Source organism: Nocardia miyunensis NBRC 108239, from assembly GCF_001613065.1.
GTDB lineage: Bacteria > Actinomycetota > Actinomycetes > Mycobacteriales > Mycobacteriaceae > Nocardia > Nocardia miyunensis.
In genome coordinates, this window is sequence record NZ_BDBQ01000083.1 from 34715 (window position 1) to 55478 (window position 20764).

At 67.0% G+C, this 20764-nt stretch carries 20 protein-coding genes; 8 read left to right on the forward strand and 12 right to left on the reverse strand.

Features of this window, described 5'->3' with window-relative positions; all coding sequences use genetic code 11:
* Positions 1-112 precede the first annotated feature (112 nt).
* Positions 113-724 carry a TetR/AcrR family transcriptional regulator gene (locus NM2_RS33350; RefSeq protein ID WP_067677263.1) on the reverse strand — a complete coding sequence of 204 codons (612 nt, stop codon included), beginning with the start codon at positions 722-724 and terminating at the stop codon, positions 113-115.
* A gap of 97 nt (positions 725-821) precedes the next feature.
* On the opposite strand from NM2_RS33350, the gene NM2_RS33355 reads away from it, so the two are divergent.
* The 5 genes from NM2_RS33355 to NM2_RS33375 all read left to right on the forward strand — a co-directional run bounded on the left by NM2_RS33355 (position 822) and on the right by NM2_RS33375 (position 5651).
* A complete protein-coding gene (locus tag NM2_RS33355; protein ID WP_084531824.1) occupies positions 822-1703 on the forward strand; it encodes a metal-dependent hydrolase in 882 nt (293 codons plus the stop codon).
* Positions 1704-1783: 80 nt separating this feature from the next.
* On the forward strand, positions 1784-2788 hold the full coding sequence (locus tag NM2_RS33360; protein WP_067677356.1) for a PDR/VanB family oxidoreductase: 1005 nt from the start codon (positions 1784-1786) through the stop codon (positions 2786-2788).
* Between the two features lie 24 nt (positions 2789-2812).
* Positions 2813-3313 carry an SRPBCC family protein gene (locus tag NM2_RS33365; protein ID WP_067677267.1) on the forward strand — a complete coding sequence of 167 codons (501 nt, stop codon included), beginning with the start codon at positions 2813-2815 and terminating at the stop codon, positions 3311-3313.
* On the forward strand, positions 3310-4764 hold the full coding sequence (locus NM2_RS33370) for a flavin-containing monooxygenase (RefSeq protein WP_067677269.1): 1455 nt from the start codon (positions 3310-3312) through the stop codon (positions 4762-4764). Before NM2_RS33365 ends, NM2_RS33370 begins: the two co-directional genes overlap by 4 nt.
* Positions 4764-5651 carry a short-chain dehydrogenase/reductase gene (locus NM2_RS33375; protein WP_067677271.1) on the forward strand — a complete coding sequence of 296 codons (888 nt, stop codon included), beginning with the start codon at positions 4764-4766 and terminating at the stop codon, positions 5649-5651. Before NM2_RS33370 ends, NM2_RS33375 begins: the two co-directional genes overlap by 1 nt.
* Positions 5652-6405: 754 nt before the next feature.
* Here the strand turns inward: NM2_RS33375 and NM2_RS33385 are convergent.
* From NM2_RS33385 to NM2_RS33410, 6 genes are all read right to left on the reverse strand, one after another.
* Positions 6406-7296: a Sco1979 family transcriptional regulator gene (locus tag NM2_RS33385; protein ID WP_067677275.1), complete on the reverse strand. Its 891-nt coding sequence runs from the start codon at positions 7294-7296 to the stop codon at positions 6406-6408.
* Positions 7297-7657: 361 nt separating this feature from the next.
* Positions 7658-8566, reverse strand: coding sequence for an alpha/beta hydrolase (locus NM2_RS33390; RefSeq protein ID WP_245718332.1), 909 nt, complete (start codon positions 8564-8566; stop codon positions 7658-7660).
* 365 nt (positions 8567-8931) lie between these two features.
* Positions 8932-9723 carry an SAM-dependent methyltransferase gene (locus NM2_RS33395; RefSeq protein ID WP_084531825.1) on the reverse strand — a complete coding sequence of 264 codons (792 nt, stop codon included), beginning with the start codon at positions 9721-9723 and terminating at the stop codon, positions 8932-8934.
* Between the two features lie 191 nt (positions 9724-9914).
* Positions 9915-10157, reverse strand: a complete 243-nt coding sequence (locus NM2_RS33400) for a hypothetical protein (RefSeq protein ID WP_157121457.1) — start codon at positions 10155-10157, stop codon at positions 9915-9917.
* A 221-nt stretch (positions 10158-10378) separates the two neighbouring features.
* The gene (locus NM2_RS33405; protein ID WP_067677283.1) at positions 10379-10567 is read right to left on the reverse strand and encodes a hypothetical protein; all 189 of its coding nucleotides are present in this window, start codon (positions 10565-10567) and stop codon (positions 10379-10381) included.
* A 139-nt stretch (positions 10568-10706) separates the two neighbouring features.
* Positions 10707-13190: an FAD-dependent monooxygenase gene (locus NM2_RS33410; RefSeq protein WP_067677285.1), complete on the reverse strand. Its 2484-nt coding sequence runs from the start codon at positions 13188-13190 to the stop codon at positions 10707-10709.
* A gap of 153 nt (positions 13191-13343) precedes the next feature.
* Between NM2_RS33410 and NM2_RS33415 the strand changes: the two genes are divergently transcribed.
* Together NM2_RS33415 and NM2_RS33420 are read left to right on the forward strand one after the other, a co-directional pair.
* A complete protein-coding gene (locus NM2_RS33415; protein WP_067677286.1) occupies positions 13344-13916 on the forward strand; it encodes a TetR/AcrR family transcriptional regulator in 573 nt (190 codons plus the stop codon).
* A gap of 54 nt (positions 13917-13970) precedes the next feature.
* The gene (locus tag NM2_RS33420; protein ID WP_067677288.1) at positions 13971-14399 is read left to right on the forward strand and encodes an ATP-binding protein; all 429 of its coding nucleotides are present in this window, start codon (positions 13971-13973) and stop codon (positions 14397-14399) included.
* Positions 14400-14407: 8 nt separating this feature from the next.
* Here the strand turns inward: NM2_RS33420 and NM2_RS33425 are convergent, their stop codons facing one another.
* Together NM2_RS33425 and NM2_RS52010 are read right to left on the reverse strand one after the other, a co-directional pair.
* Positions 14408-15133: an alpha/beta hydrolase domain-containing protein gene (locus NM2_RS33425; protein ID WP_067677290.1), complete on the reverse strand. Its 726-nt coding sequence runs from the start codon at positions 15131-15133 to the stop codon at positions 14408-14410.
* Complete coding sequence (locus tag NM2_RS52010; RefSeq protein ID WP_067677292.1) at positions 15082-15516, reverse strand: hypothetical protein; 435 nt, start codon at positions 15514-15516, stop codon at positions 15082-15084. Before NM2_RS52010 ends, NM2_RS33425 begins: the two co-directional genes overlap by 52 nt.
* Before the next feature lie 323 nt (positions 15517-15839).
* On the opposite strand from NM2_RS52010, the gene NM2_RS33435 reads away from it, so the two are divergent.
* Positions 15840-16643 (forward strand): methyltransferase domain-containing protein, encoded by an 804-nt coding sequence (locus NM2_RS33435; RefSeq protein WP_157121458.1) that lies wholly within the window; start codon positions 15840-15842, stop codon positions 16641-16643.
* Here NM2_RS33435 and NM2_RS33440 read toward each other — a convergent pair.
* The 3 genes from NM2_RS33440 to NM2_RS33450 form a co-directional block, all read right to left on the reverse strand.
* Positions 16541-17962, reverse strand: coding sequence for an amidase (locus NM2_RS33440; RefSeq protein WP_067677294.1), 1422 nt, complete (start codon positions 17960-17962; stop codon positions 16541-16543). The two genes, NM2_RS33435 and NM2_RS33440, sit on opposite strands and share 103 nt — an antisense overlap.
* Positions 17963-18198: 236 nt before the next feature.
* A complete protein-coding gene (locus NM2_RS33445) occupies positions 18199-18540 on the reverse strand; it encodes an LGFP repeat-containing protein (RefSeq protein ID WP_067677296.1) in 342 nt (113 codons plus the stop codon).
* Between the two features lie 746 nt (positions 18541-19286).
* A complete protein-coding gene (locus tag NM2_RS33450) occupies positions 19287-20741 on the reverse strand; it encodes an amidase (RefSeq protein ID WP_067677358.1) in 1455 nt (484 codons plus the stop codon).
* Between the last annotated feature and the right edge of the window lie 23 nt (positions 20742-20764).

Consider the following 20764-nt stretch of genomic DNA (forward strand, 5'->3'; position numbering starts at 1 on the left):
CGGGTTCGGCATCCGCGCATCGCGATGTCGCTCGGTTGCGGGCGTCGTCGCGTCGATCCGATCGGGCAGTGCGGGGGCGTCGACTTCCGTTGCCTCGGAGTGGGTCCGTCGGTCAGCCGACGACGATGGGGACGATGTACTGCTGGGCGAAGGTCTCCAGGTCGTCCGTGGTGTCGAGAGTGACCGTGCCGACGGGCTGGAGGATCAGGGAATGCACTATGCGGCAGCAGATTTCGGCCCGTGTGCTCAGGTCGGGGATGTCGGGTAGGGCGCGTTCGCGCAGGGCTTGGCGCAGGATGGCGGTGCTGGCCGTGGAGGCCATGGTGAAGAAGGACGCCCCATCAGTGGTGAGTTGGGGTAGCAGACGATCGGGTTCCAGTGCGATCATGCGCTCGACCAGTGGATGGGTGCGCCAGCGCGTGACGACCGTGACGAAGACCGCGGTCACCACGGATTCGATGGTGGCGTGCTGTGCGGGCAGTTCGCGTAGTTCGGCCAGGACGCCCTGCACCTCCCGCGCGGTCACCGAACGCACCAGATCCTCCCGGGAGCCGATACGCCGATAGACCGTGACCCGATCGACCTCGGCCTGGCGGGCCACGTCCTCGATGGTCGTCTTCTTGACGCCGAGACGCTGGAACTGCACGAGGGCGGCGTCGAGGATGCGCCCCTCGATGGACTCGGTCTTGGGCGCTTCTTTCGAGGTCCGAGAGGCGGTGGGCATACTTCGACGCTAGCAGCTCCCGCGTCGATTGCAACAATCTTCATCGATTTGTTGCTGCAACATTGCAATGCGATTTGTGGTCTTGTACGGTCGGGGCATGGCTTATGACGGTGCGGCATCGCACCCCTACCGGGAAGAAGCGCACGCGATCCACCCGCGGGACGTCCACTTCGACTTCTCGTCGGTGCCGATGCACTACATTCCCGGAGAAGTTCTGGCGACCCATGTCACGAATGTGATGCATCTGGTTCTGCCGGAAGGGGAGCGGGCGATGGCCGCGTGCCTCGGCGAGGCGCTGCCGTACATCGACGACGAGCGCCTACGCGAAGAGGTGACCGGATTCATCGGTCAGGAGTCGATGCACGCCAGCAGCCACGAGGGTGCGCGCAAGCATCTGCAGTCCATCGGTCTGGACGTGGAGTCCTATGTGTCGAAGGTCGCCTGGCTCGTCGACCGGGTGCTGGGTGATCACGGCCTGAGCGGGCGGGCCAAGGAGCAATGGCTGCGCGAACGTCTCGGGTTGTTCGCCGGGATGGAACATTTCACCGCCGTCATCGGCGAATGGCTGCTCGAGTCCGAGGTGCTCGCCGAGCTGGGCATGCACCCGACGATGCTGGATCTGGTGCGCTGGCACGGCGCGGAGGAGGTCGAGCACCGCAGCGTGGTGTTCGACGCCTATATGCACGTCGACGGCGGATACGCCCGCCGGTTCCGCACCGGCCTGCTGGCCAGTGGTCTGCTGCTGCCGCTGTTCATCTTCTCGACCGCATACCTGTACCGCAAGGATCCGAGCCCGGCCAAGGGCCGGTACTGGCTCCGGCAATTCGCCAGTGCCACCGCGCGCGGCGTGATTCCGAGCTTCACCACGTTCTTCACCGAGATGCCGCGGTATCTGAGCCGCAATTTCCACCCCTCGCAGCTGGGATCGATGGACAGCGCACTGCGTTATCTGGCGCATTCCCCGGCGGCTCGCGGATGAGCGGGTCAGGGTCCGGGACGGTCGCGCCGGCCGAGGTCGTCGCGGAGGTGACCGCCGAGCGCGCCGGTGTGGACAAGGCCATGGTCGCCCTGCGGGCCCTGGGCGTGGTGATGGACGTGTACAAGAAGGTCGTGACCGCGCCCGCGGTATCCCGGCCGAATCCGTTGCGGCGCAGTGGATTCGATCTGGACGTTCTGGTCGAGTCGGTCCGCGGCGAGGCGCGGGACGTGGTCAGCCTTACCCTGATCCGGCCCGGCGGCGCACCGCTGCCGTCGTGGCGCCCCGGGTCGCACGTCGATGTCTTCCTGCCCTCGGGACAGCAGCGGCAGTACTCGCTGTGCGGCAATCCGCGCGATCGGTTCCGCTATCGAATCGCGGTGCGCCGCATCGCCGATGGCGACGGCGGATCGCGGGAGATGCACACGTTGCGGCCGGGTGATCGGCTGCGGTTGCGCGGCCCGCGCAACGCGTTCACCTTCGTGGAGACCGCGCCGTCCTATCTGTTCGTGGCCGCCGGTATCGGGATCACGCCGATCCTGCCGATGGCACACGCGGCCGGATCCCGTGGGCGGCTGGTGTACCTGGGCCGGTCCCGCGAGAGTATGCCGTTCCTGGACGAACTGCCCGAGGGCGCGGAGGTCCGCACCGACGACGAGCACGGCATCCCGGATATCGCCGCCATCCTCGCCGAGGCCGAACCCGGTGCGGCGGTGTATGTTTGCGGCCCGCCGCCGGTGCTGGACACCGCGCAGCGTCGCCTGTTCGAGCTGAATCCGTCGGGATCGCTGCACACCGAACGCTTTTCGCCGCTGCCCGTGCGGGACGGCCGCGAATTCGATGTGACACTGGCGCGTTCGGGCCGCACGGTTCGGGTGGGCGCGCAGGAGACCACGCTCGCGGCGATCCAGCGCGTGAAACCCGATGCGGCGTACTCCTGCCGCCAGGGCTTCTGCGGCACCTGCAAGTCCGGTGTGCTCTCCGGCGCGGTCGACCACCGCGACCGCCTGCTGTCGGACGCCGACCGTGCGGACCACATGCTGGTGTGCGTCTCCCGCTGCGACGGCCCCCTCGTACTCGATCTGTAGATCCGCGAAAGGCTCACGGCCACAATGACTCCACGCTTCACACTGGCCGCCTCGGACGACACGTTCCTGGCGACCGCCGCCCGCCGCTACGTGCATACCGTCGACATATCCGCCGGCCCGCAAGAGGTCTGGGACATGCTGACCGCCGACGACGCGCTGGTGTCCTGGTCGACGGTGATCACCGCCTCGAAGTGGCTCTCGCCGAGGCCGTTCGGCGTCGGGACGACCCGGCTGGTCACCCTCGGCGGTGCGGTGCGGCTCGAGGAACGGTTCTATCGCTGGGATGAGGGCGAACGCATGACGTTCACCGTCGACGCCGCCTCGATTCCCGGGCTGCGGCGTTTCGCGGAGGATCTGGTGCTGCAACGCACCTCCGGCGGAACCCGGCTGACCTGGACGTTCGCCCTCGAGGGCAATCCGCTGCTGCGACCGCTGCTCGGCGTGGCGAGTCCGGTGAACAACATCGTCACCCGGAGCATCGCGCAGGGCATCACGGCCAAGGCGCAGCAGGAGGCGCGGCGATGAGCGCCGAACATCATCGAATCGTCATCCTCGGCGCGGGTTTCGGCGGAATCGGCCTCGCGATCAAGTTGCGCGAGGCGGGATTCGAGGATCTGGTGCTGCTCGAGCGGGCCGACGATCTGGGCGGCACCTGGCAGGCCAACACCTATCCGGGTTGCGCCTGCGATGTGCCCTCGCAACTGTACAGCTACTCGTTCGCGCCCAATCCGAACTGGACGCGCACCTACGGCCGGCAGCGCGAGATCCTCGACTACATCCGTTCGGTGGCAACCGAGCACGACGTGGTCCGGCACATCCGGCTGGGCACCGAGATGCTCGGGGCGCGCTGGGACGAACAGGCGTCGCTGTGGCGCATCGAGACCTCGCGCGGCGATCTCACCGCCGACTTCTTCATCTCTGCCGCGGGGATTTTCGCCGAGGCGAAGCTCCCGTCGGTGCCCGGACTGGACACCTTCGAGGGCAAGACCTTCCACTCGCTGCACTGGGATCACGAGCACGATCTGTCCGGTGAGCGCGTCGCGGTGATCGGTACCGGGGCCTCGGCGGTGCAATTCGTGCCGGAGATCGCGCCGAAAGTGGCCGAGCTGACGGTGTTCCAGCGTTCCGCACCCTGGATCGTGCCGCGCATGGACCGCGCCACCCTCGGTTTCGAGCGTTTCCTGCTGCGACGATTTCCGCTGGCGCGGAAGACGGTTCGCGGCACCTGGTACACCCTGATCGAGAGCTTCGGGCTGGTCGGCTTCGTGGACAACCGATTCCGGCATCCGTTCGAGCTGATGGGGCGGTACCAGCTGCGGCGGCAGATCCGCGATCTCGGGCTGCGCCGGAAGGTGACGCCGGACTACATCATCGGCTGCAAGCGCGCGATCTTCTCCGACGCGTATCTGCCCGCGCTCGACCGCGACAACGTCGAGGTGGTCACCGACGGAATCGCCGAGGTCCGGGCGCACTCCATCGTGACCCACGCCGGGGACGAGATTCCGGTGGACACCATCATCTTCGGCACCGGATTCGCGCCCATCCCGACCGCGTTCGGCCGGATCATCGGGCGCGAGGACGTATCCATCGCGGATCTGTATCACAAACGGCCGCAGACCTATCTGGGCACGAGCGTCGCCGGATTCCCCAACTTCTTCTGCACGCTGGGACCGTTCGGTGCGGCGGGCAATCAGTCCGCGATCTTCATGATCGAATCGCAGATCGCCTACATCGTGGACGCGCTGTCGACCGTGCGGGAGCGTGCGGCGTCGCGGGTCGAGGTGCGCGCGGAGGTGCAGGACGCCTTCGTCGAGGAGATGCGCGAACGCAGTGCGGCCACGGTCTGGCTCACCGGCGGATGCCAGGGCTACTACACCACTCCCGAGGGACAGAACGCGGGCTTGTATCCGAGCTGGAGCTTCGAATACCGCCGTCGCACAAGTAAATTCGATGCCGACGCGTACGAGGTGGCGTGATGGGACTTCTCCGAATCCCGGGCTTCGGCTCGGCCGGGTACGACGTGGCGGGCAAGGTCGCGCTGGTCACCGGTGCGGGACAGGGGATCGGCCGCGAGCTCGTACGGATCCTGCACGAGCGCGGCGCGATCGTCGTCGTGGTCGACATCGATACCGAGGCCGCGCTGCGGGTCGCGCGTGAATTGCGCACGCGCACACTGTCGATCGGCGCGGACGTCGCGGATCGCGCGCAGATGGCGACGGCCGTCGACCAGGTGATCGAACAGTTCGGCCGCCTCGATGTGGTCGTGGCGAATGCCGGTGTGACCCCGGTGCCCTCGACCGTGCGCGCGATGGATCCGGCCGATTTCGACCGGGTGATGAGTATCAATCTCACCGGTGCGTTCAATACCGTGCACCCGGCGCTGGATCACATCGTGCGTTCGCGCGGGCATGTCGCGGTGGTGTCCTCCTGCGCGGCCTTCGCACCCGGGATGGGCGGTTCGCCGTACATGATCAGCAAGGCCGCGGTCGAGCAGATGGGCCGCGCGTTGCGCGTGGAGCTGGCCGCCTCGGGAGCCAGTGCCGGGGTCGCGTATTTCGGCATCGTCGAAACGGCCATGACCCACGACATGCTCGACGCCGACGACCTGGGCCGCCGCATCGACGGCCTGCTGCCCTGGCCGCTGAACCACCGCATCACCGCCACCCAGGCCGCCCGCACCATCGCCGACGGCATCGGCCGCCGCGCCGCCCGCACGGTGGCCCCCGCCAGCTGGGAGCCCTATGCCCTGTTCCGCGGTGCGATCAACGTCGTCCTGGACGCCAAACTCGCCGCCGATTCGACCGTCCACCAACTCATTCGCGAGATCGAGCAGAGAAGGAGATCGCAGCCGGTATCCGAATGACCTGCGTGTGAACATGTTTCGCTGCGGCAATGGTCCCCGCAGGTCCGATCTACCTCGACGAGGACGCGGTGCGACGCCGACCGCGCCGCAGCTGGTATACGAAAGAAGTGCGTGTGAGCATATTTCGCGGTTCGACCCGGTCCACGCGGTTCCGCTGGCGCAGATCCGAGTCGTCACCGAGAAGTACGCCACCGACATCGAAGCGCTCTACACCGCCACACTCTCCCCGAACGTGCACGAACCCGCCACCGCCCCTGCCCTCGCGCGGAACTGATATCCGATGCGCGTGAGATCAGATTCCGCACAAGCACATCCGCCTCGGTCCGGATCATCGGCCGGATGCGCGACGCGCCACGAGCAACACCCGCGACCGAGCCTCGAGCCGGAGCAGTTCCGCTGGGACACGACCTCGCCTCGCTCGAATGCGAATCGCCGCCGCTTGCGTTCCTCGTGGGTAACCGATCGGTTGATGTCATCGGGATCGACGGTGGCGCGTATCCCCTGTGGCACGGAGCAGTTCCGCTGGTGTGCGGCCCTGACCCGCTCGGATGCGAATCGCCGACTGCGGCGTTACCCGTGGCGAATCGACGGCTCGACGTCGGCGGAACCGTCTGTGCCGCAGGAGTATTCGATCGGCCGTCGAGTCGAGTGTGTACGTGTCGTCAGGGTGCGCGCGGAGTCGGAAGGGCTGTGCTCGGACCCGGCACACTGCGGCCAGGAGCAGTTCCGGCGAGTGCGGTGTGCGGGGTCGGGCTCAGGCCAGTTCGGCTGCGGCGGCGCGCAGGAGTTCCTGGGAGTGGCCGGGCGGGTCGGCCTGGATGCTGAGGCGGTCCATGACCTCACGGTAGAGCTCGAGGTCGTCGGGGCGGTCGAGGTAGAGGGCGCTGGCCATCTGCTCGAGGTAGACGACGTCCGGGATCTCCTGCTCGTTGAAACGCAGGATGGTGAACGAACCGCCGACCGCGGCGTGACCACCGGCGCGGTAGGGCAGGACCTGGATGGTGACGTTGGTGCGGTGCGACATCTGCTCCAGGTAGATCAGCTGCTCGCGCAGGACCTCTCGGCCGCCGACCGGGCGGTGCAGCACCGATTCGTCCAGGACCGCCCACAGCGTCGGGCCGTCGTGCAGGTCCAGGATCTGCTGACGCCGGCGCCGCAGCTCGACGCGACGGTCGACCTCGCGCTCGCCGTGTGCGAGCGAGACGACCGCGCGGGCGTAGGCGTCGGTTTGCAGCAGGCCCGGGACCAGTTGTCCCTCATAGGTTCTGATCGATTTCGCATCGCCCTCGAGGCCGAGATAGTTCTCGAACCAGGACGGCAGCAGATCGCTGTAGCCGTGCCACCAGCCCTGCTCGTTGGCCATGGCGACCAGCCGCAGGAAGGATTCGCGCTGTGTGGGATCGACGACGCCGTAGAGGGTCAGCAGATCGTTGACGTCGCGAATCTTGTAGCCCGTGCGGCCGAGTTCGAGTCGGCTGATCTTGGCGTGCGAACCACGGATGTGCTCACCGGCGGCCTGCGGGGTGATATTGCGGGCCTCACGTAGCTTGCGTAGCTGACCGCCGACCATGATGCGCAGTGCTGTGGGACCGCGCTGCTCCAAGGGTGTGGTGACGAGGTCGATCTGGGTCTGTTCTGCCGTCATGAGGCTTTCTCCGCTGTCTTCCGATCACTGGCACACACCGCGTCGGTACATGCGCATGTGCGTGCCGTCATCACCGCACCCGCTCATGGTAACGCCGAAACGGGCGAAAAACCGAGCGTGACGAGGAGAATGTCCAGCGTTTTGCTGTGACCCTGAGTAACTGTTGCATCGAATCCCCTCGGCATTCCCCTTGTGCCGACGACCATACCGGTCGTCCCCAGGTCCGCGCCACTGCGGCCGCGCGAGGGGCGTGCCCGCCCGGCGTATGGCGCTCCGCGCCAGCGGATCTGCTGAAGTTTTGCCGAATACTCGTGGGGGCGTTGATTTTCGCCTTCTCGGCGTTGGGAGGCCGCGCCGAATATCAGTGTCCGACGGTCGAATCCAGCCAATCGAGAACCGCGGTGTGATACGCGCCGGTATTGCGCGCGAGGTTCACCGAGTGTCCGCTGCCGGGCAGCACGAAGGTCCGCAACCTGGCCGCGGGCGCGAAGTACGGAGCCTCTTCGGCCTTCAGCGTCGCGGCGGAGGAGCACGCGGAATAGCCTGTGCCACAGGACAATCGGTCCCGGCCGCCGTCGACGATGAGCACCGGGGCGCTGATCAGGCCGGACATGCCGGGCAGGGTCGACATCAGACCGTCGGGGTATTCGCTGAGTGAGAAGATCTCCTTCGTCTTCTCGTCCTGCGCCACCACCGCGGGGTCGGCGTCGCCGGGGTCGAAGAAATCGTGCATGCGGGCGCCGGGGCGCGTGGTCAGGTATCCGGCGTCCAGACCGTGTCCGGCGAATACCGGATCGTCCACGGCGCGGTGGTAGGTCGAGACCACGCCGAGGGTTTCGGGGATGTTCAGCGCGTGCGAATAACCGGTCAGCACAACGCCGTCCACGTCGTGATAGGAACTGGCCTCCATCACCGACGTGCCCGAGGTCAGTGAGTGGCCGACGCTGACGACCTTGGCGAAGGGCGCGGCTCCGGCCAGTCCGCGCCGCAGGCCCTGAACGATGCCGTGCAGTGCCTGCGCGGTGTCGTTGGCGGTGAGCGTCAGCGCGGCGGGGTGGGTGCTCGCACCGTTGCCGAGACGATCGGCCACCAGTGTCGCGTAACCGGCCTTGTTCATCGCCTCGCGAAAGTTGTAGGTCTGCGGCTGATAGGCGAAATCCCAGTAGGTGCCGTTGTAATTGGAGCCCGACATCAGCACCATGACGGTGCTCGCCGATTTGCCCGCGGGTGTGCAGAGAGTCGCGGCGAGGTGGCCCTTCGCCGCTGGCACGGTAAAGGATCGACAGGTCCCCGCTCCAGTGTCGGCATGGGCGAGTCCTCCTGTGCAGCAGGACAAGAGGACTGCAGCGAATAGGGCCAGTGTCCGCACCGAGGCTCGCACGCGACGCGCTCCCTGTCGTGAAATACGAGGAGCTCCTCGAGGAGGTCCTCGTGAATTGATCGTTCGAATGGATTGGTTAGGAAGGCTATAACGCCGCACAACGGCACGCAAGAAATCCGGAGAATTGCCAGCAATCGGATAAGCTGAAATGGAAAAGCGTGTCCGGCAGTATGTTTCGTCCGTCATGTCGGAATGTGCTTCGGGCATCCGCGAGTCGCCGACAGGCCATTGCGTATGCGGTGCTACCCCGGCCGCTAGGGCTTGCGCCCGACGCCGGCCAGAATTACCAGCCGAGTGGGTGGCAGGTCGTCGGCCAGCCACTCCTGCACGGTCACGATTCCTGGATCGAGTAGGTCGAAGCCGTTGAACAGCTTCTCCACCTCGGATTTCGATCGGAAGACGAACTGCGCGGTACTCCCCTTGGTATCCCTCGCGGTCTGGTCGACGAACGTGTCGTCGGTATCGGTGGATCCGTGGGTGAAGGCTACGTAGCTACCCGGCGCCATCACCTCGGAGAATCGCGCCAGGGTCTCGGCCGGGTGCTCATCGTCCATGATGAAGTGCAGGACTCCGACGATCAGCAGCGCAACCGGCTGATCGAAATCGATGCCCGCCTCGGTGCGCAGGCGCGCGATGAGATCCGCGGGTTCGCGGAAGTCCGCGAGCATCGGTGTCATACCGGTCTGGCCCGCCGTCATGCCTTCGGCGTGCACACAGACGACCGGGTCGTAGTCGATAGAGGCCACGCGCACCGCTGGATCGACTTCGACGACCGTCTCGTACACGCTGGGCGAGGTCGGGATGCCAGCACCGATATCGATGAACTGCCGCACACCGGCGTCGGCGGCCAATCGGGCCGCGCCGGTGAGGAATTTGCGACTGAACCAGGCCAGCGTCCGATTCTCCGGAGCGACTTCCAGCATCCGCTTGGCGACGAGGCGGTCCGCGTTGTAGTTGTCCTTGCCCCCCAGCAGATAGTCGTACACGCGAGCGGCATTGGGTTTCGTCGGGTCGATACCCTCGGGTGCTGGCCTGTCGCCTGACACCACACCTCCTGACATCGTGATCAGAAAAACAACGTGCCTACCTCGGCGGCGCCGGACCAAGAGGCCTGTTTGCGTCGGCATGCGGTCCGGCCGCGCCAGAAAAGCGCACGAAACCACCCGAATTCCAGCAGAACCCAAGGATTCGACGTTGTCAAGCACGTCCCCGGGCCGCACTGCATCTCGAAGGACGCTCAGGGGAATCCGTACCATTCCCACAGGAAATCGTCGGGCCGACCGACGAACAGTTCGGGCCGTGGGCCCCGGTGCGCCGGGCCGGTGCCGGGCGGATTGGGCGCGGTTCCGATCGCGATGGCCGCGACCTGACTACCGAGCTCGCGTAAGAGTTTCTCCTCGGCGCGAATCACGGACAGCAGATCGGCGAGACGCTGTGTATTCGGCATTCGAGAGCCCGGGGTGGGTGCGGCGTGCTGCATGTGGCAGGTGACTCCTGGCTGGAGAAGATGCGCTGGGTGCGTACGAGGCGCGGAGCACGCTCGCGTCAACACCGGCGGTGAGCATGCCGGTAGGTATGGTGTCACATTCCCGCGAGGTTCGCGAAAATTGTACCAGTGCAAGAACATTCGAAAATGCATATGCACAACCAGCGGGATGCTGAAGAATTGCCAGCGTCGGAAAAAGGCTGGCCGGCCAGCGATTACACCGACCAGAGTTCCTCGTGCGGCAGGTCGGTCAGGCCGGTGCGGAGATTATCGTCGATGGAGACGTCGACCCCGTGTCGGCTCAGCTCGACGGCCACCCGGTGTGCCACCGATCTCTCGGCACGGTAGTCCAGCACCGCTCCCCCGAGTGGGAATCGCAACTGCAGATGAACCTTTTTCGCCATATCGCCGGTACCGCTGAATCCCTTGGGGCGCAACCTGACACGTACTTACTGTAGATCCATAGTGTAACAGCGGATGCAAGTACATATGCAAGACCTGCGGCAGGAAACCGGTCGGAATGCGGTCTGGGTCACTCTCGCCTCAGCGGCCGAACCGCAGCGTGACCGAGGCGGATTCGGGGACGCTGCGACAGGTCAGGACCGCGCCGTCGGCGATTTCGGCCGACGTGAGCGCGAGCATCGGATCCTCGTCCATGCGCACTGTGCCGGATCGTACTGTGGCGATGCAGGTTCCGCACGATCCGCCGAGGCAGGAATAGGGCAGATCCTCGCGGTGCGCGAGGGCGGCGTCGAGGATGTGGCCGCCCTGCGGCATGGTGAACACCAGATCCTCGCCGTGGCCGGTGAGGGTGACCGTGCACGGCGGCCGATCCGGCTGCGGGGCCGCGGGTTCGGGCTCGCGGGTCCGGAAACGCTCGATATGTATGTGGGACTGTGCGACGCCGCCGTCCAGGAGTGCGTCGCGGGCGGCCGAGAGCAGCGAGTCCGGTCCGCACAGGTACCAGCGGTCGGCGTCGAGGCCGGGGAGTTCGCGGATGTCCATGCGGCCGTGGCGGTATTCGATGCCGGGGGTGGCCGACGGTAGGGGTGTGCCGTCTCGGCGGGACAGGTGGTGGACGATCCGCAGCCGTCCGGGAAACCGGGCGGTCAGTGTGGTGAGCAGATCGCCGAGCATGATCGTCGTGCTGTCGCGGCTGCCGTAATACAGGGTGAAACGGCTGTGTGGGTCGTCCGCGAGGACGGCGGCGGCGATCGCGGCGACCGGGGTGATCCCGCTGCCCGCGGCGACGGCGGCGTGGTGACCCGTCGCCGGATCGCGGCGCGCGGTGAACGCTCCCGCCGGCTCGCCGACGTGCAGAACCGTTCCCGCGGTGAGTCGTTCGAGTGCGTACTCGGAGAAGACGCCGCCCTGCTGCCGTTTCACCGCGATGCGCAACCGGCCCGCATCGGGTGGATCGAACAGGGAGTAGCTGCGCCGGATCGCACGTTCATCGGCGGTGCCGCGGATGACGACGTGCTGTCCGGCGAGGTAGCCGAAACGATCCGCGAGCCGATCGGGGACCTCGAATTCGATCAGCACGCTGTCGACGGTGTCGCGCTCGACCGCGCGGACCGCAAGCAGGTGGAAGTCGTGTGCGGGAGTCTGCGGGATCGGGTCGAATCCGGTTGCCCGGGGCGGATATCCGGGTTTCACGACCTCACGCAGGAGATTCAGCCCGACCACGGCCCCGTTCGCGGCGATCCGGGTCAGCAGGGGCGGGCGGGCCACCGCCAGCGGACTGTCCAGCAGACCCGCGATGCGTGAGATCTGTTGTCCCACAGTCGCGTCCCGCGCACCGATGGCCATCGCCGTGCGTGCGGCCAGACCCAGCAGCTGGATCGGGATCCCGCGCGCGGCATCGACGTGCGGCATCGCGAGGTCGAACAGCCGGGTGATCAGCCAGGGGTCATCGATGACTCGGGCCGCGGCGCGGAAGAACCTGCGCGGCAGATCGTGATCGCCCGCGGCGAGTACCTCGCGCAGCTGCATCGCCTGCATTGCCGAGACCGACATGCCCTGTCCGAACGCCGGACTGAAACTGCACACCGCGTCGCCGAGGACGAGCAGCCCGTCCGGGAAGCGGGACAGGCGCTCGTAGCGGCGGCGTTGATTGGCCGGATAGCGGTAGGTGCTGATGCCGCTCACGGATTCGGCCGACAGCAGCGCCCGGGCGACGTCCGGTGGCGCGACCGAGGAGGCGAATCGCCAGAATCCGTCCTGGTCGGTCGGGGGATGGTCCGCGCCGTAGCCGATCAGGGTCAGGATGTGCTTGCCCTCCTCGACCGCGAACAGGGCCAGGCCGCGCGCGGGATCCTGGTTCGCGACGACGATCTCCTTGTCGCCGCCCAGGTTCGCGGCCGAATCGTCCGGCAGGCGGATATAGCGGCTGGCGTACATCATGTCGATGCGCACGCCCTCCTCCGCGGGGCGCGGGTAGCCGAGCTCCTCGAGCCAGTCGATGATCGGGCCGTGGCGGCCCAGGCAACTCACCACAAGATCCGCGAACAGCTCGTGCGGATGGTCGTCTCGCTCCGGCTGCACCAGAACTCCGGTGACCCTGGTTCGCGCGGAGTCGGTCAGCAGGTTCAGCGCGGTGCGGCGGTCCTGGATCTCGACATTGGGCAGGGCCCGGACGCGTTGCCGCACACGCCATTCCAGGAACGGGCGGCTCGCCTGCAACAGCGAGTATCCGGCGTCGGACTGCGACAGCGTGTATCCGGCGATGCTCATCCGCATCTCGGTCAGCGAGCGGCACCGCACCGCGCCGTCGGCGAGCAGTTCGGCGGTGATGCCCGGAAACAGTTCGGCCAGAACGCGTTCGCCGCGCGCGAGCAGGGCGTGCACATGTCTGCCCTGCGGCACGCCGCGGCGGTCGCCGGGGGTGGACAGGTCGTCGCGTTCGAGCACGGTCACCGAGGCGAAACTCTCGCTCAGCACCCGCGCGGTGAGCAGCCCGGCCATGCTCGCGCCCAGGACCACGGCATGTCCGCGTCGCGCCGGATGGGCCTGCCCGCGTGCGGTCATCGGCGTCCTCCGGCGTCGTGGCCTGTCCGGCGGTGTGCGAAACCGCCGGTTACTGATACTGGATCGGAGAATAGTCTCAGTTAGTTGGTTGTCGCAACCATTGTCATCCGGTTCGCGCGCGGCGGCAGGTGGCGTGCAGGTAGAAAAATAGGCATGACCTCACCGACTCGATCCTCTGACGTGCTGCACGACGCGGCGGTCGAGCTGATCGCCGAGAGCGGTCTGGGCGCTCTGACCATCGGCGGCGTCGCGGAACGCGCCGGAGTTTCCCGCGCGACGGCCTACCGCGAGTTCGGCGACAAGGACGGCCTGCTCGCCGCCATCGGTCGCGGCGAGGTGGTCAAGATGATCACCGCCGCGTACACCGAGCTGGACCTGTTCGCCCCGCCCGCGCGAATCGTCCACGCCGTAACCCTTTTCGCGCTCGGCTACCTGCGCAAGCACGCCGCGTTCGGATACATCCGCGATCACGAACCAGCATGGCTGATCAACGTCGCCATCACGCACGGTAAATCGGAATTGAACCTGGTCGAAACCGTCGCCGCCCTGGCCGCACCCCTGATCGCCGCCCGCGCCGACGACGCCCTCGCCCTGACACCCGTGCAGGCCGCCGAGGTCGTGGTCCGCATCGTCCTGTCGCACGTCCTACTCGCCCACAGCAACCTGAGCGACGAACAGGTCGCCGCCACCGCCACCCGCGCGGTGGTTCTCGACCCCGAGGCGTGATGTCCGGGTGATACGGATTATCAATTTCGTATCACTAGTGGACTCTGATGGGCGTTGACGGAGCTCGACCCGATCTTTGATAGGACGCGGATTCGGCCCCGTCCGAGGTTCGACCGGGAACGTGAGTGGAAGGCGCTGACCGGATTCGTCACCAGCGGACAGCCACACGCGACCCTCGGCGTGGTGTCGGGTCGGTGGCGTCAAGGTAAGACATTCCCGCTGGAGGCGTTGTGCGAGACGGCCGGTGGCTTCTGCTTCGCCGCCGATCAAGCCACCGAGACGGAATCGTTGAGGTATTTCAGCGACGCGATTGCCGAATTCACCGGGTCGGCGCTGCCCGTCAGCTTGGGTGATGGGCGGCAAGCGGTCGATGGGCTGCTGGCGGTGACGGCCGAGCGGGAGATTCCGGTGGTGATCGATGAGTTCGCGTCCCATCTGATCGATATTGCTGCGGTCCGAATGCGCAGGCGGAGATGGCTATGAGCAGTGGGTCAGGTCGAACTGCTCGACTGGTCGACGGCTCGGTCCAGGTCTTCGGGAAGTAGGAAGCGGTGGTCGGCCAAGGCTCTGGCTGCGGCCTGTATGGCGGCGGTGTCCGGGGTGGTCGGGGATCCGGAAGTGAGACGGCTGCCGAGCATTTCGCAGAGGACGTCGGGGAGGCCGTCCATGTGGATCCGGGGGTTCCAGCCGGTGTAGGCGGCTGTTCCGGCGGCGAGGTCGGGGAGACGGATACCGGCCAGTTCGTTGCCGTGCTCGTCCACGGTCGAGACCAGGGCGATGAGTGGATCGCCCAGTGCGAGAGGCAGTTCCGTGCTGTTCGGGTCGATGACCGGCGTCCACGGCAGGTGTTCGGGATCGGGGAGGGCGGCGTCGGGGAATATCGCGCGGATCTGCTCGAGGACCTGTTCGCGGGTGGCGGCGGTGCCGTTCGCGCGGCGGGGGACCTGGCTCGGTCCCGGCTCGCGGCGGTCGCAGACCCACTGTTCGAGTTGGACGAACAACGCGCGCAGTACGAGTGCGGGATCCAGTTCGTGCGGTGGATTGGCAAGGGGCATGATCTTTTTCATCTCCGGCGCCGGGCCGATGTGGTCGGTGCCGGAGAACAGGTGGGCTCGGGCGTCGGGATCCTCGGGCAGATCCTCGCCGGTGCGGGGATCCTGGTGGATCAGCCGGGCTCGACCTCGGCGATCGGTGCGTCGAGCCGCAACGCACCGCATTCGCGGCGAACGTCCCACTGCCAGCCGCACCAGGCGACGGTCCAGCCGCGTCGGAACGGGAACGCATCGCCCGCGGACGGCGCGGCGGTCGGATCGAACGACAGGGGAGTGGGTTCCGCATTGCACGGAAGCCCAAGGGCCATACCGCGATTCGGCACCGCGAGCAGGGTGCGGCCATTGCCGCCCGTCCGCGGGCGCAGCATCCGGACATCCGCGTCGAACCGGACGCGCCCGTCCCCGGTGCGCGGGGCCCGGTCGAGATCGACGATGCGAGCGTTCGCCGCGGCTGCCGGATCAACAGCGAATTCCGCAGTGGCCGTGAGCCATTCGTAGGGAAAATCCTGGTGCGGCTCGGTCGAGTGAATGGTCAGGGTCTCGAGCAACGCTGCTCCCTCGTTGGCTGTGATCGTGGCATCCGCTTCGGTGGGCCCGGTCGCGCTGTGCCGCCTTCTCGGTTCGGCAGGGTGTGATGTGGCACGGGCAGGGGAGCCTGTCGACCTCGATGGTGCTCGCGCGGCGCCGTGGCCTGCGGCGGATGTCAGAGTTCGGTCATGATTTGCGGGCCCTGAAATGCCGCCGGGGGTCCTAGCGTCGAAGCCATGGATGCGATTTCAGGAGACGGCCCGGTGGTGCCGAGAGTTGGTCGCGGCTGTACCGGGTCCCCGGGACGATGCGAAGGCGGAGTGTCGGATCGGGTGGTGCGGCGGTGACCGTGGGGCCGGTACCAGGGCAGTTGCGGGCGGCCGCCAGGGGAAATGCCGGTGTCTCGGCGTTGTCGGATGTGTCGGTGGCCTATCTGAGCGCGCTCGCCGGCGAGCCGGTCTGGGCCCGCACGCAAGGCGGAGTGCGGCTGCGGTTGCCGATGCGGCGGTGGCTGGGGTTCCCCGACGCCGCACATCGCGCCGATGAGGCGCTCATTCGTCACTGCGACGGTCCGAGTCTCGATATCGGCTGTGGCCCGGGAAGATTGGTCGCCGACCTGCTGGGGCGCGGAGTTCCCGCCCTGGGGATCGACACCGATGCCATCGCGATCGCGGTCAGCCGCCGACGAGGCGCTCCCGCACTGTGCCGGGATGTGTTCGATCCGGTGCCGGGCCAGGGGCGGTGGCGCTGTGCTCTACTCGCCGACGGCAATATCGGCATCGGCGCAGATCCCGTGCGGCTGCTACGGCGGGTCCGGGAATTGCTTGCGCCGGACGGTGTCGCGATCGTCGAATTCGCTTCGGCGGGTGTGGGATTGCAGAGCCATCGGATCAGACTGGAGACCGGCGGGTGGTCCGGCAGTTGGTTCGCCTGGGCGCAGGTCGGCGTCGACGCCGCCGGGGTGGTCGCGGAACGGGCCGGGTTGCGGATGCTCGAGATGGAAGCGGTGGGCGGACGTCATATCGGGTTGCTGGCTCACGAAATTCACTGTTGCGCATCGTCGATCGCATCCCTCTCGATACGCGGGAACGGATGTTCGGCTTCGAGCAGGTACGCCAACTCGATCAACGTCCGTTCGTCGCCGTAGGCGGCGGAGAGCTGCACGCCGATCGGAAGTCCTTCGGGTGTGCGGCCCATCGGGAGCGAGACGGCCGGTGTCCCGGCGATATTGTTCAGCGGCGTATATGCCACGTAGTTCGTGAGCCGGTCGATCAACTCGGGGAACGGGACCGTCGGCGCGATGTAACCGAGCCGTGCGGTGGTGTGCGAAAGTACCGGTGAGACAACAACTTCGTGCCGAGCGAACATCCGGGCGTAGGCGGCGGGAACGCGGCGCAGCCGCCACAGCGCGCTCGGGGTCCGGTGGAAGGTGCGCAGGTGCTGCGCCCGCAGGCCACGAGTGAGTCCGTCGATGCGCGTCGCGTCGAAGGACCGGTCCAGGATGAGCCGGCCGGTGCGGACCGCGAGATCGGCCAGCAGCGCCCAATATTGGACGAAATCGGCGGCGAACTGCGCGGTGACCGGCAACGTGATCGGCTCGACGATGTGACCGGCCCGCTCGAGCAGGGTGACGGTGTGTTCGACGGCGGCCCGGGTGGGCGCGTCCACGCCGGCGCCGGTCACGCTTTCCGTGATCAGCCCGACCCGCAGCCTGCGTCGCGCCGGGCCGCGCACATCGCCGATCGGCGCGAGACTCGGGTTGCGCCAGACGTTTTCGGCCGCAGCGAGGAATGCGGCGGTATCGCGCACCGTGCGGGTGAGCACCCCCTCGGAGATCATGTGGATCGGCAGGCGCCGCACCTGCTCGCCGTCGATGTGACGGCCGCGGCTCGGCTTGAGTCCGACGAGTCCGACGCAGGCGGCCGGAATGCGAATCGACCCGCCGCCGTCGTTGGCGTGCGCGATCGGCACGACTCCCGCCGCGACCAGCGCGGCCGAACCGCCCGAGGACGCCCCGGTCGAATAGTCGAGATGCCATGGATTGCGTGCGGGTGGTTCGGTCATGAACTCGGTGGTGGCGTTGAAACCGAACTCCGGCAACCGGGATTTGCCGATGAGGGACAGGCCGGTGCCGAGGAACTGTTCGGCGTACGCGCCGTTCCGCGCGGCCGGCCGGGCCTGAAAGGCATTGCTGCCGTGCGTGGTTGGCAGACCGGCGACGTCGGTGTTGTCCTTCACGAATGTCGGCACGCCGTAGAGGGCGGACTCGGTGCGGTCCGAATGGCGCGGGGCGTCGTAGATCGTGCTCGCCACCGCGTGCAACCGCGGGTCGACCAGGCGTGCGCGTTCGATCGCCGCGGCGGCGAGTTCCTGTGGGCTGACCGCGCCCTCGCGGACCTGCTCGGCGAGGGCTACCGCATCGAATCCGCCGAGCGCGTCGTCGCGAAAGGCGTGCAGAGACGTCATGTCCGGGAGTCTAGATGCGCTGTTCGAGGCATATCTGCATGCGGCGCGTCATCCGGAGTCCGGCGGTGCGGGCGCTCGCGCGCGGAACGCTGCCCGGTGAGCGGCTGCCGCCGGTGCGGCGAGTGCCTGCGATTCGATTCGAATAGCTAACTATCCGCAATGATTTGCTGGGTAAATTAGGACAAAACGGTGGGCACCGACCGATCGGTCGGTGCCCACCTGTTAGTCGCGCGGGATCAGGCCCGGTTGACCGAAGTGCTGTTGTCAGCAAACGAGTAGCTGATCGAGCCGTGCTCGAAGTTGCTGACCTTGCCGCCCTCGATGTCCTGCTCGTCGGAGGTCGGGTAGCCGAGCGGGCCGCCCGCGCCGCCCTCGGCCTCCCATGCCTTGCGGATCTCGCCGTACACGGTGTAGGTGCCCGTCGGGAGGTTGAAATAGATGACGCCGCCGGTGAATTCCTGGTACTTGCCGCCGTTGGGGGCGTCCAGTTCCTCCGAGGTCGGCTCGCCCAAGGGGCTCGACGCACCGCCGGCTTCGTTGTAGTGGTCGCCGATCGTTCCCTTGACTTCGAATCCCATTCGACAGGTTCCTTCCGTGCAGATCCATACGTACTGGCAAATGCCGAGCATCACGCTATCGCACGTTCGCCGATTCCGTGTAGCGAGTCACGTATCGATCAGCATCCGTACACGCCACGTTCGCTCGGGCGCATCCATCCCCGAAACTGCCCATCTGGCACTCATTTAGCTATCTACCAGCGACGCAGTGGACAACGCTCTGCCGCGCACTATTCGATTCCGCCCACCCCGACGGACCGTTCCGTGATGGACTTGTTACCCGATCCCATTGCTCGCCAGAGCGTTTCCCGGCCCTCTCTCGATGATCCCCACCCACTTCGGTCATCCGACGACGACTACTCCCCCAACCGACCACCGGATCCGCCGGAACCCGTACCTACCCGATGCCTGAATGTCCTTGTGCCGCCAACGATCCGGCCTCACCGAAGACCGACCCGCGACAAGATCCCAAAACTCGTCCACGCCGCAGGTCGCGATTCGGGCCGCACACATCCTTCGACGCCGATCCGTCCGAAGTGGTGGCGCCCCGGAGGCTCGCCCTGCCCTGACCGCAGCTGATCTCGACGCGCTCGAAAAGCGAAGCGCGAGAACAGCTGTGGTTCCACCGAGCGTATGAATCCGCACCGAATACCGTCGAAATAGCGATATACCAATGTGTTTCGGCACCTCGTGGCGACTGCGACCGGCGGCTGCTCACGAAAACTCGGCGTGCTCCACACTCACGATGTCGCCACGCAGGGAAAGCTCTACCGGTGCGGCTGTTCGAAACCGCCGATCTCCAGTTCGAGCAGTTCGGCGAGTCGAAGCGGTGTGCGGTCCTCGAACATCGGGCCGATGAGTTGTACGCCCACGGGGAGACCCTCGGGGGATCGGCCCGCGGGGATCGCGGTGGCCGGGAGGCCGGGCATGGTGGCCAGGCCCGGCCAGACGAGTTGATCGGCGAACGGGTATGCGACGCCGTCGATGTCGATCCGGCGGGTGCCCAGGTTGGTATCGCGCTCCTGCGGGAACGCGGGAGTCGGGGTGATCGGGCAGAGCACGGCGTCGAATTCGGTGAACAGTTCGCGCCAGCCCTGACGGTGCAGTTCGCGGCGGTTGGCGGCGGCGATCCAGTCGCGATGGCTGAATACCGCGCCGCGCAATCGCTCCGCGTCCATACTCCGATCATCCGGGGCGAACGTGGCGGCGTGCTCGCGCATCGCGTCGTACGCCTGGTCGGGGTATCCGGAGGCGAGGTTCGCCAGCAGCAGTTGGGTGTAGAGCGTCCCGGCCTCGGCGAGGTCGGGCAGCAGCGGGCTGTGTCGTTCCACCCGGGCACCGGCGGCGACCAGCGCGTCGGCGACACGATCAACCGCGGCTCGCACCGCGGACCCGGTCGGAATGGCCGGGTGGTCCTCCAAGACCAGGACGCGGAAGTCGCCGAGACGTTCGTGCCGGGCGGGCGGCAGTGCGAGTTGGTATGCGACGCCGAGAGTCAGCGGATCCGGCGCGGCCATCACATCCAGCAGCAGGGACAGATCGCGGGCGGTGCGCGCCATCGGTCCGACGACCGCGAGATCACGATCCGACGGCAGTGCCGGTGCGGGCGGCGGGACGTGCCCGCGAGCCGTGGCGAGCCCGAAAGTCGGCTTGTGCGAATAGATTCCGCAGAAATGCGCGGGGACGCGCAGTGATCCGGCGATATCCGAGCCGATGGACAACGCGCCGAATCCGGCGGCCAGCGCCGCCGCCGATCCGCCCGACGAGCCACCCGGCGTGCGCCCGAGATCCCACGGATTGCTGGTGGTGCCGTAGATCTCGTTGAAGCTCTGCAGATCCGCCAGCATGAACGGCACATTGGTCTTGCCCAGGATCACCGCGCCCGCGGCCTTGACCCGGGCCACCTGCACCGCGTCCTCCCCGGGCCGGAAATCCGCGAACTGCGGCATGCCCCAGGTCGTGGGCAGTCCGGCGATGTTGTAGGACTCCTTGACCGTCACCGGAATACCGAGCAGCGGCCGATCCTCACCCCGGGCGCGCGCCCGATCGGCCTCGCGTGCCGCATCCCGTGCCCGATCGAAGTCGGGCACGCAGATCGCGTTGATCTCCTTGTCGTCCCGCTCGATCCGAGCGATCGCCTCGTCGGTCAGTTCCACCGAGGTCACCTCACCGGCGCGCAGCGCGACGATGAGTTCTTCAGCCGTCCGGAAGCTCCATTCCACCGAATCGAGCGTACCTGTCTGCG